This is a genomic window from Bradyrhizobium sp. (assembly GCF_016462955.1).
Classification (GTDB): domain Bacteria; phylum Pseudomonadota; class Alphaproteobacteria; order Rhizobiales; family Xanthobacteraceae; genus Bradyrhizobium.
On record NZ_JAEMSD010000122.1, the window covers coordinates 1 to 9,184 of the forward strand.

Here is a 9,184-nt window from a genome sequence, read left to right on the forward strand (position 1 = left end):
GGGGGCGGGCTCGGGGGTCTGCTCAATGGCGGCATTGGCGAACTGCTTGAGCGGTTCAACCAGAACGGCCAGGGCGAGATCGCCGATTCCTGGGTGAAGCCCGGCCCCAACAAGGAGATTTCCTCGCCGGAGCTCAAGCAGGCCATCGGCAGCGACGTCCTGGAAAAGCTCGCACAGCAGACCGGGCTTTCTCAAGAAGAGATCGTCTCCCGGCTATCCCGCGAGCTTCCTTCCGCAATCGACAAATACACGCCGGATGGGCGTCTTCCCGAGGCATAGAAGCAGCGGCTCAAACTCATAGAAAAGGTGCATAATGAGTATTCTTTGGACCATCATCATTGGCTTCATCGCCGGCGTCATCGCCAAGTTCATCATGCCGGGCGACAATGAACCTTCGGGCTTCATCCTCACGACCATCCTCGGCATCGTCGGCGCGTTCGTTGCGTCCTACCTCGGCCAGGCGCTGGGCTGGTATCGCCCTGGTGAAGGGGCCGGCCTGATCGGCGCGGTGGTCGGCGCGATCATCGTGCTGTTCGTTTACGGTTTCTTCGCCGGGCGGCAACGCCGCGCGATCTAGCGCGGAATCGCCTTAGGCTGAAACGGCAGCGTCCCCCCGCGGCGCATGCTTCGCGACGCCCGCCTCTGGCGGGTTGTCAGGATGAGACCGAGAGCGTGGCAGCGATTTACTCCCGCTCCAGGAAGCTGGAGCCGATATCGGCCTTTCGCTTGATCGGGTCGTAATCGCAATAGACGTTGTCCGCCACCAGCGTATAGCTGGCATAGACGCTGTACTTGTCCGTCTTGACCGAGTTCAGGCCGATCACCGAGGTGCTCTTGCCGCCGTTCCATTTGAACGGTGTCGAGCTCGTGGCCTGCTCGCAGGCCAACACCGCTTCGTTAAAGACATAGCCTTCGACGAACGCCTTCAGCGTCCGCACCTGCACCGCCATCTTCCATTCGAAATAGCCGACGGCGCCGAGCCCCGCGACGATCAGCACGAGAAGAGCGATTACGATCCTCTGAAAAGTCATTTCGATGTCCCCCGGACTCACACGGCATCAATGCTGCTTTGCAAGCGCGGAAGGGTAGCAGAAATCGATCCTGTCGCCAGCCATTGGAGGCCAGGATGCGCAAGGGGCACGCCAGCGCGGCGTGCCCCTTGGCTGCTTCGTTCACCGGGGCACCAGGCCCCCCGTGTCCATTCACGCTGCGTGCGGGAGGGAGAGCTGCGGCTGGACCTGATCCACGGGATTGGTGATGATCGAGCCGCCATGGCCGTCTGCGGCGAGCGCGAAATCGGCGGCACTGTACTGTCCCAGCAGCTGCAGGGAGGCACTGTGGACGCCGTCGGTGATCGTCAGCGTCCCGCCGGTGTTGCTTTCGTTCGCCGTGTAGCCGAGGGAGGTCGCTTCGCCAAAGGCGATGTCTCCGAGATCGAGCTCCACGCCATCCTGCCATCCCGAGATGGTCCCGCTGAACGCCGACGACTGGTCCAGCACGAGCTTGGCGGAAGCACCGCCGAACGTCACGTCGGTGAGCGTGCCACCCGCATAGACGTATTCGAGCCCGTGCGCACCGATCGTGGTGCGAACCGCGCTGCCTCCCGCACCGACATGCTGCGTGCCGGACACGATGGCGGTGTCGCTCGCCGTGCCCCACACATACTGCGCTCCGCCGTCGATGATCGTGTCGGTCGCGTTGCCCCAACTGACCTGTACGCTGCCGGCCTTGAGGATGGTTCCGCTCGCCGTGCCGCCGGAATAGACGAGCTGCGTGCCGCCGTCTTCGACGGTGGTGTGCGAGGCTTTGCCATGGACGGCCTGCACGCCGCCGCTGCCGATCACGGTCAGGTCGGCGGTGCCATCGTAAACGATCTGCTTCCCGCCCAGGATCGAGGTGCCGGTGACGGTCCCGCCGGTGTAGACGTCCTGTTCGCCGCCGGCCAGGATCGTTGTCGTCACGGCGCTACCGCCGTTCCCGATCACCTGGAGACCCGCGACCATGGAGCCGCCGGCGGTACCGTAGACGTAGTCCACGGCGCCGCTCGCCACGGTGCTGCCCTGCTCCGTCCCCCAGTTGATCTGCGAACTCCCGGCCTCGAGCGTGATATCAACGACCGTGCCGCCCGCATAGATCTGCATATGCGCGCCGCTTCCGAGTACGTAGTCCGACGCCGTCCCGTAGACGAATTGATGGCTGCCGGCGCCAAACGTCCGCTCTCCCGCCGACCCGAAAACGTAGTGCGAGACGCCGGTGTTGCCCGCGGCGTCGGTCGCCACGAGATCGAAGGCGGTGTTGAACTGCTCCCAGGCCAGGCCGGCGCTCCAGGCCCCGTTGGCACCGACCACCGTCGTCGAAGCCCAGCCGTTCGCCGACGTGCCGTCGCGCAGCGTGAGGGTTTGTCCGGCCGCATCGACATCCACCGAACCGGAGATCACCGCGGTCCAAGGGCTGGCTGACGACACGGCCGACAGCACCGGCACCGGCTTGACGGTATCGACCGAGAACACCTGCGCCTTGACCTCGGTTCCGCTGGCATCCTTCCAGGTCACGACGAAGCGGCCATCGGCATAACCGGCGATCGAGGGCTGCGACTGATCGGAGGCGGTGCTGGTGTTGACCAGTTGTTCGCTTCCGACCTTTTGCCCATCCGCGGTGAATACCTGCAACTTGATGCTGCTGCCGCTGGCGTCCCCGCCCGTGCCGCTCCAGTCCTGCCAGGCAATGGCGAAGTCGCCGTTGCTGAGGGCGGTCACCGTCGGCGTGAACTGCGAATTGGCGGTCGTGGAGTTGACGAGGAATTCGCCTCCGACCTTATTGCCGCCGGCGGTGTAGAGCTGCGCCTTGATGGCGCTGCCGCTGCTGTCGCCGCCAGCCTGGCTGAAATCGTACCAGGTCACGACGAAGCCGCCGTTGGGCAGCGCGGAGATCGTCGGCTTCAACTGGTCAGAAGCCGTCGCCGTATTGACCAGCTGTTCGGAGCCGACCTTGCTTCCATCCGCCGCAAAGATCTGGGCTTTGATGCTGGTGCCGGCGGCGTCGCCGAGCGTGCCGCTGGAATCTTCCCACGTCACGACGAATCCGCCGTTGGCGAGACCGGTCACCTTCGCATTGGCCTGGTCGCCGCCGATCTCGGAATTGACGAGCAATTCAGGACCCGATTTGCTCCCATCGGCCGCGAAGATCTGGAGCTTGATGCTGGTGCCTTCATCGTCCCCGCCCTCGCCGCTGTCGTCTGTCCAGGCAACGGCGAAGCCGCCATTCGCCAGTGCGGACACTGTCGGCGAGAACTGCGAATAGGCCGACGCGGTATTGACGAGCGTCTCCGATCCGACCTGCGCACCGTCGGCGCCAAACACCTGGGCCTTGATGCTGGTGCCCTCTCCGTCGCCCAGCGTCTGGCTGTTGTCGAACCAGGACACGACGAACCCGCCAGTGGACAGGCCCGTGATCACGGGCGCGAGCTGGTCTGCGTCGGTTTCGGTGTTGATGCGGAATTCGGACCCGATCTTGCTGCCGTCGGCGGCATAGATCTGCGCCTTGATGCTGGTGCCGCTGACATCTCCCAGCGACCCGCTGGAATCATCCCAGGTCACCACGAAGCCGCCGTTGGCGAGGCCGGTGACGGTGGGCGCCTGCTGGGCGCCGGTCGCGTTGGTGTTCACAGAGAATTCGGAGCCGACTTTTACAACGGGAGCAGCCATAGGACTGGATCGCTTTCATTCAAACGGGGCCAGCTGCGGACAACGCAGCGCGGCAACAGGTTGCGAGAGCGTCCGTATTGCATCGCAGCTTATCATATTTTTGATGATATGTTATGTTTTATGTGAACGAGCGGTCGCCGCCCATGACGCGCTGGATGCAGACTTCAGCTCGTGCAATTCTCGCGAGAGACGAACACGCCGACATTTTCCCGTAGCCGCTTCCTTTCCAGGAAAATCAAGGGCCGCACTCCGACGGCCGGAATCGCCGTCGGAGTGCGGCCCTGCGAAGCGGAGTTCGCACGAGCGAACTCCGCGCAGTGATGGCTCGAGATGGTGTCGTCAGGTCCGCCGAGCGGTCAGCCATTCGCTGCGCCCGATCGGACGGTAGACCATGCGGATCTCGCCGACCGCACCGAAGAAGCCGTCGGCCAGAACGCCATCCCACCAGCCTGCACCGAGGATCCAGGGCTGCGGCGAGTTCTGCGAGCGCAAGCCGATCGCCGCGTTGCCCACGTTGCGCAGCACCGGCGCGCCGTCGATGTACATCGTGGTGGTGAGCGTGGCGGGATCGTTGACGATCGCGATGTGATACCAGGTATCGCGAATGATTTCGCCCGACCAGTTCGTCTGCGCATAATGCGAGACGGAGGCAGGCACCACCTCCCACTGCACTTCACGCAGGTTCGAGATCGCGAACAGAACGCTCGACGCCTCCGGATCTCCACCCCAATAATTGCCGGGGACGTTGCCGCGGTTTCCGACGCGGCCGAGGATGTTGCCCCATTTGTGCAGGTTCGCGGTCCACCCGGCCGGTATCTTCACGAAGGCCTCGACCGTATAGCCGTTCCAGAAGCTCCGGCCGTTCAGCGATGCACCTGCCGCCGTAAGGAAGGCGTTGAAGCGGCCGACCGTGTTGTCGGTGTTGAGAAACACCACGCTGCCCGCGGCCGAGGACAGACGATGCTTGTCGGTGGTCCACACGACGTCGCCGAGTTGCGCGGAGGCGACGAGCGCCGCGCGGGCCAGATTGTTGCCGCCCGCCACGTCGGGAATGATCCCGCCGACCGGAACAGCCTGTCCGTCGACAATCGTGGACGGTACGCGCCAGTGCACCACCGTGTCGGCGACGTGCGGAAAATCCTCGGTGTCCGCAGGCGGCACCACGGCGGGCGTCGGCGGTTCGACATAGCCGGCCAGCAGGTCGGCACGCACCGTCGGCAGAATTGCCGGGCCGGTCAGCGTCTTGCTCGGACTGAACCGCGTGAATTTGGCGAAGCGGTTCTTGAAGTTGATCGGGATGGAGAAGCTGTTGTTCGCGCCCGTGAGTTCGGCATGATCGAACTGGTTGAGCGTGTTCTTCGGCTTCTGTACCACCCAGGGCGAGAACGACATCACATCGATCTTGTTGTTGGTGAAATCGACCTCGTACAGGCGCATCATGGCGTTGCCGCCCTGATAGTCCATCTGATAGTCGACGACCATCTGGTGGACCGGATTGCCGAAATTGTTGATCTTCGCAAGATACGCAGCACCATGGTGATGGCCGTTCAGCGTCATGAAGATCTGGTCCTTGTCGCGGATCAGCTTTTCCCACAGCATCTTGCCGTATTCGGTCTCCAGCGGAGAAAGGCCATCGCTATCGATGGCGAGAAGTTGGTGGTTCGACAGAATCACGGGCAACGTCGGATTGCGATCGATCACGTCGCGGGCCCAGGCGATGGCGCCGTCCGAGGCGCGCCAGGACAGCGAGAGCACCATGAACTTCACGCCGTTCGCCTGGAAGATGTGATACTCGTGAAATCCGCTGCTGTCGCGCTCGCGGAATGTCGACTGCTGCGCAGCACGGCTGCTCGGGAACCACTTCAGATAGGGTTCGGCATTGAGGTTGCGCTGGGCATCGGTGCCTGAGTTCTGGTCCCACGGATTGTGATAGTCGTAGTCTGCAACGACGTCGTGATTGCCGGCGAGGATCGAGTACGGGACCTTGGCGTTTTCGAGTTTCGCCATCGCGGCATCGGCGATGATCCACTGGTTCGGCTTGCCCTGCTGATCGACCACGTCACCGAGGTGGACGACGAAGCGGATGCCGTATTTCGCCGCATTGTCGGCGATCCACTGGGTCTGGGCATCGAACGGCGTCGAACCGTAGGCCTTCTGGAATTGCTGGTTCTCGTCGGTCGTCGCATAGCGCGCATAGAACTGCGTATCGGGCAGCACGGCGATCGAGAAGCTGTTCAATGACGGAGTGGAGGTCTGCGCCTTTGCCGCGCCCGCGCCCATGGCGAGCATCGAAAGGCTCGCGGCCCCTTGCAGGATCGTACGGCGGTCGATCAAATGGCGCGAGGAATTGGTGTTGCCGGATTGGTCGTTTCCGGCCTTGATATCGTCATTGCTCATCGGAGAGTGCCTGTTGCTACGGTCGCGGCTGCGACGGTGGCCGGTCTCTAGCGATGTCGATTAACATTAAAATTAAGGAAATATATCATTACTTATGTTAGCTTCGAAACTGCGAGCGCCGCAGCGGGACTGCGACGCCGAGCGAGACCCCGTGGAGATGCGAACAAACACACCTCTTCATACAAGCCATGTCGTCGGTGCCATCACGCGTTGAGTTCGGGACAAAGGAGCATCCACACGGGCGACTGCCTGGGACAGCCGCTCCGAACGCCGCAGCAGATTTTTCCCCAGCTGCCGGGTATCAGAACGGCATGCCCATCATCTTGGTCAGGCGATCGAGCCGGAGGTAGCCCGCCTGGTAGGCGGCCATGCCGAGCCCGAAAACGACCGCGGAAATCAGCGTGGTCCAGATCAGCTTGCGTCCCATCCGCGTCAGGATCGGCGCGCCGGGATCGGTGCCGGGCGCGCCGACGCCGTCCTCGTGCTGGCTGCGCACGCCGAACGGCAATGTGACGAACAGCATGACCCACCACAGCACGAAGTAGATCGCAAACCAGGTCGAGAGCTGGATGACCATGCTCGGCCTATGCCTGCTCGATCTCGACCAGGGCGCCGGAAAAGTCCTTCGGATGCAGGAACAGCACCGGCTTGCCGTGGGCGCCTATCTTCGGCACGCCGTCGCCGAGCACCCGCGCGCCCTCCTTCACCAGCGTGTCGCGCGAGGCGATGATGTCGACGACCTCGTAGCAGATGTGGTGGATGCCGCCGTCGGGGTTGCGCTCGACGAATTTTGCGATCGGCGCGGCCTCGCCGAGCGGCTCGATGAACTCGATCTTGGTGTTGGGCAGCGTCGCAAACACAGTGATGACGCCGTGCTCGGGCAGCGGCACCGCTTCCGAGATCTGCGCGCCAAAGGCGGTGCCGTAGATCTCCGCGGCCTTGACCGCGTCCTTGGTCGCGATCGCAACGTGGTTGAGGCGGCCCAGCATGCGTCTTCTCCCCTTTACACCGTCAGCACATGTACCAGACAGGGGGGCTTTTTGCCCCAATGTTCGTTGATGACGGCCCGGACAGCGCGTCGCACCGACTCGGCCAGCGCGTCGGGATCGCGGCGGCGCGGCTTCGGCAACCCCTCGATGGTGGAGACCACCGCATCGAAAACGATGTCATCGAAGGCTTCGCCCGCCCTGTTCTTCTCGGGGATGCCGACCAGATCGACCTCGGGATCGTCGGCCAGCTCCCCCTGCCCGGTCATGGCGATGGCGACGAAGGCGCAGCCGGAGAAGGCCATGCGGCGCCGCTCGACCACGGCGCGGGATTTGGAATCCTCCAGGATGGTGCCATCCTTGTAGAGACGCCCCGAAGGCACCTCGCCGACGATACCGGGATCGCCGGGGCCGAGCTTGACGAGGTCGCCGTCGCGGCAGACCAGCACGCGCGGCACGCCGGCGGCGCGCGCCAGCTTGGCGTGCTCGTGCAGATGCAAGGCCTCGCCGTGGACCGGGATCAGGAGCTGCGGCTTCACCCAGGAAATCAGGTCGCGCAATTCGTCGCGGCGGGGATGGCCAGAGACGTGGACGAGCGCGTCGCGGTCGGTGACGATCTCGACACCTTGCATCACCAGATTGTTGATGATCGAGCTGACGGCCTTCTCGTTGCCCGGAATGGTGCGCGAGGAGAAGATGACGGTATCGCCGCGGTTGAGCGTGATCTCGGGATGATCGTCATTGGCGACACGCGCCAGCGCGGCGCGCGGCTCGCCCTGGCTGCCGGTGCACAGCGCCAGCACCTTGTCCTGCGGCAGGTGGCCGTAGACGTCCGGCGAGCGGAAGTTCTGCACGCCGTCGAGATAGCCGGTCTCACGCGCGACCTGCACCACGCGCTCCATGGCGCGGCCGACCACGACGACCTCGCGGTCGGCGGCTTTTGCGGCCTCGGCCACCGCCTTGATCCGGGCGACGTTGGAGGCGAACGTCGTGACGGCGACGCGGCCCTTGGCGGATTTCACGAGCTCGATGATGGTGCGGGCGACCTCGGCCTCCGAAGGCGAGCGGCCGTCGCGCACCGCGTTGGTGGAATCGCCGATCAGCGCGAGCACACCTTCCTCGCCGAGTTCGCGCAATCGCTTCTCGTCGGTTGGCGCCCCGAGCGTGGGGGTCGGGTCGATCTTCCAGTCGCCGGTGTGCAGCACGATGCCCGCCGAGGTGTGGATCGCCAGCGCATGGGCTTCGGGAATGGAATGCGCGACGGGGATGAACTCGACGTTGAACGGGCCGATATCGACGCGACCGCCCGATGGGACCACCGTGACCGGGATCTCGGGCGCATTGCGTTCAGCGGCGCATTTGGCCTCGAATAGCGCGGCGCTGAACTGCGTGGCATAGATCGGGCATTTCAGACGGGGCCAGAGGTCGATGATGGCGCCGAAATGGTCCTCATGGGCGTGGGTCAGCACCAGGCCCATCAGGTTCTTGCGCTCTTTCTCCAGGAAGGAAATGTCGGGCATGATCAGGTCGATGCCCGGCAAATGCTCCTCGTCACCGAAGGAGACGCCGAGATCGACCGCGAACCAGGCGCGCTGCTGGCGGTTGCCGAGGCCGTAGATCGACAGGTTCATGCCGATCTCGCCGACGCCGCCGAGCGGCGCAAACACCAATTCGTCAGGCTTTGCCATCACGCAGCTCCCACGGAGGCGACCGGGCCGAAGAACACCTCGCCCGCGGCCACCGGCACCAGGCGGCCCTCCGCGGTGCGAACGATCAGGCAGCCGGTGTCGTCGATGGTGTCAAAAATGCCTTCCAGCGTCGTCGCTCCCGTGTGGATCGCGACCTTCTCGCCGAGGCCCGCGGCACGCTCCAGCCAGAGCTTGCGGATCTCGGCAAAGCCCCGGCCATTGTCCCAGATGCCGCGGAACTCGACCCAGGCATCCGAGAGCGCCGAGAACAGCTCCTCCGCGCTGATCTGGACACCGAGCGCGGCCAGCGAGACCGCGGGCGTCGGGGTGCCCTCGGGCGCGGCAACGACGTTGGTGCCGATGCCGACCACGACGGCGAGGCCGCCGGCGACGGCCTCGGCCTCGAGTC

The 9,184-nt window shown here is 64.3% G+C and carries 8 protein-coding genes and 1 pseudogene; 2 read left to right on the forward strand and 7 right to left on the reverse strand.

The genetic code is table 11. The annotated features are described in order from the left end of the window. The coding region (locus tag JHD07_RS15085; protein ID WP_291623470.1) for a YidB family protein at positions 1-279 on the forward strand (279 nt) is incomplete at its 5' end. Positions 280-313: 34 nt separating this feature from the next. Next, positions 314-577, forward strand: a complete 264-nt coding sequence (locus tag JHD07_RS15090; protein WP_291623471.1) for a GlsB/YeaQ/YmgE family stress response membrane protein — start codon at positions 314-316, stop codon at positions 575-577. A gap of 106 nt (positions 578-683) precedes the next feature. Here JHD07_RS15090 and JHD07_RS15095 read toward each other — a convergent pair whose 3' ends face one another. The 7 genes and pseudogenes from JHD07_RS15095 to JHD07_RS15125 all read right to left on the reverse strand — a co-directional run. Continuing rightward, complete coding sequence (locus JHD07_RS15095; protein WP_291623473.1) at positions 684-1,031, reverse strand: hypothetical protein; 348 nt, start codon at positions 1,029-1,031, stop codon at positions 684-686. A 171-nt stretch (positions 1,032-1,202) separates the two neighbouring features. After that, the gene (locus JHD07_RS15100) at positions 1,203-3,704 is read right to left on the reverse strand and encodes a hypothetical protein (RefSeq protein ID WP_291623475.1); all 2,502 of its coding nucleotides are present in this window, start codon (positions 3,702-3,704) and stop codon (positions 1,203-1,205) included. 339 nt (positions 3,705-4,043) lie between these two features. After that, the gene (locus JHD07_RS15105) at positions 4,044-6,101 is read right to left on the reverse strand and encodes a metallophosphoesterase (RefSeq protein WP_291623477.1); all 2,058 of its coding nucleotides are present in this window, start codon (positions 6,099-6,101) and stop codon (positions 4,044-4,046) included. A 301-nt stretch (positions 6,102-6,402) separates the two neighbouring features. Further along, positions 6,403-6,678 carry a DUF1467 family protein gene (locus JHD07_RS15110; RefSeq protein ID WP_291623479.1) on the reverse strand — a complete coding sequence of 92 codons (276 nt, stop codon included), beginning with the start codon at positions 6,676-6,678 and terminating at the stop codon, positions 6,403-6,405. 7 nt (positions 6,679-6,685) lie between these two features. Continuing rightward, on the reverse strand, positions 6,686-7,090 hold the full coding sequence (mce, locus tag JHD07_RS15115; protein WP_291623481.1) for a methylmalonyl-CoA epimerase: 405 nt from the start codon (positions 7,088-7,090) through the stop codon (positions 6,686-6,688). A 14-nt stretch (positions 7,091-7,104) separates the two neighbouring features. Further along, the gene (locus JHD07_RS15120) at positions 7,105-8,775 is read right to left on the reverse strand and encodes a ribonuclease J (protein ID WP_291623483.1); all 1,671 of its coding nucleotides are present in this window, start codon (positions 8,773-8,775) and stop codon (positions 7,105-7,107) included. Further along, positions 8,775-9,184: pseudogene (locus JHD07_RS15125) on the reverse strand (biotin--[acetyl-CoA-carboxylase] ligase); the annotation flags it as partial. The gene JHD07_RS15120 and the pseudogene JHD07_RS15125, both read right to left, overlap by 1 nt.

What these genes read in the sequence shown, in the direction of transcription:
- JHD07_RS15090 (WP_291623471.1), top strand. Translation starts at nt 314, where the DNA reads ATGAGTATTCTTTGGACCATCATCATTGGCTTCATCGCCGGCGTCATC.
- JHD07_RS15095 (WP_291623473.1), bottom strand. Translation starts at nt 1,031, where the DNA reads ATGACTTTTCAGAGGATCGTAATCGCTCTTCTCGTGCTGATCGTCGCG.
- JHD07_RS15100 (WP_291623475.1), bottom strand. Translation starts at nt 3,704, where the DNA reads ATGGCTGCTCCCGTTGTAAAAGTCGGCTCCGAATTCTCTGTGAACACC.
- JHD07_RS15105 (WP_291623477.1), bottom strand. Translation starts at nt 6,101, where the DNA reads ATGAGCAATGACGATATCAAGGCCGGAAACGACCAATCCGGCAACACC.
- JHD07_RS15110 (WP_291623479.1), bottom strand. Translation starts at nt 6,678, where the DNA reads ATGGTCATCCAGCTCTCGACCTGGTTTGCGATCTACTTCGTGCTGTGG.
- mce (WP_291623481.1), bottom strand. Translation starts at nt 7,090, where the DNA reads ATGCTGGGCCGCCTCAACCACGTTGCGATCGCGACCAAGGACGCGGTC.
- JHD07_RS15120 (WP_291623483.1), bottom strand. Translation starts at nt 8,775, where the DNA reads ATGGCAAAGCCTGACGAATTGGTGTTTGCGCCGCTCGGCGGCGTCGGC.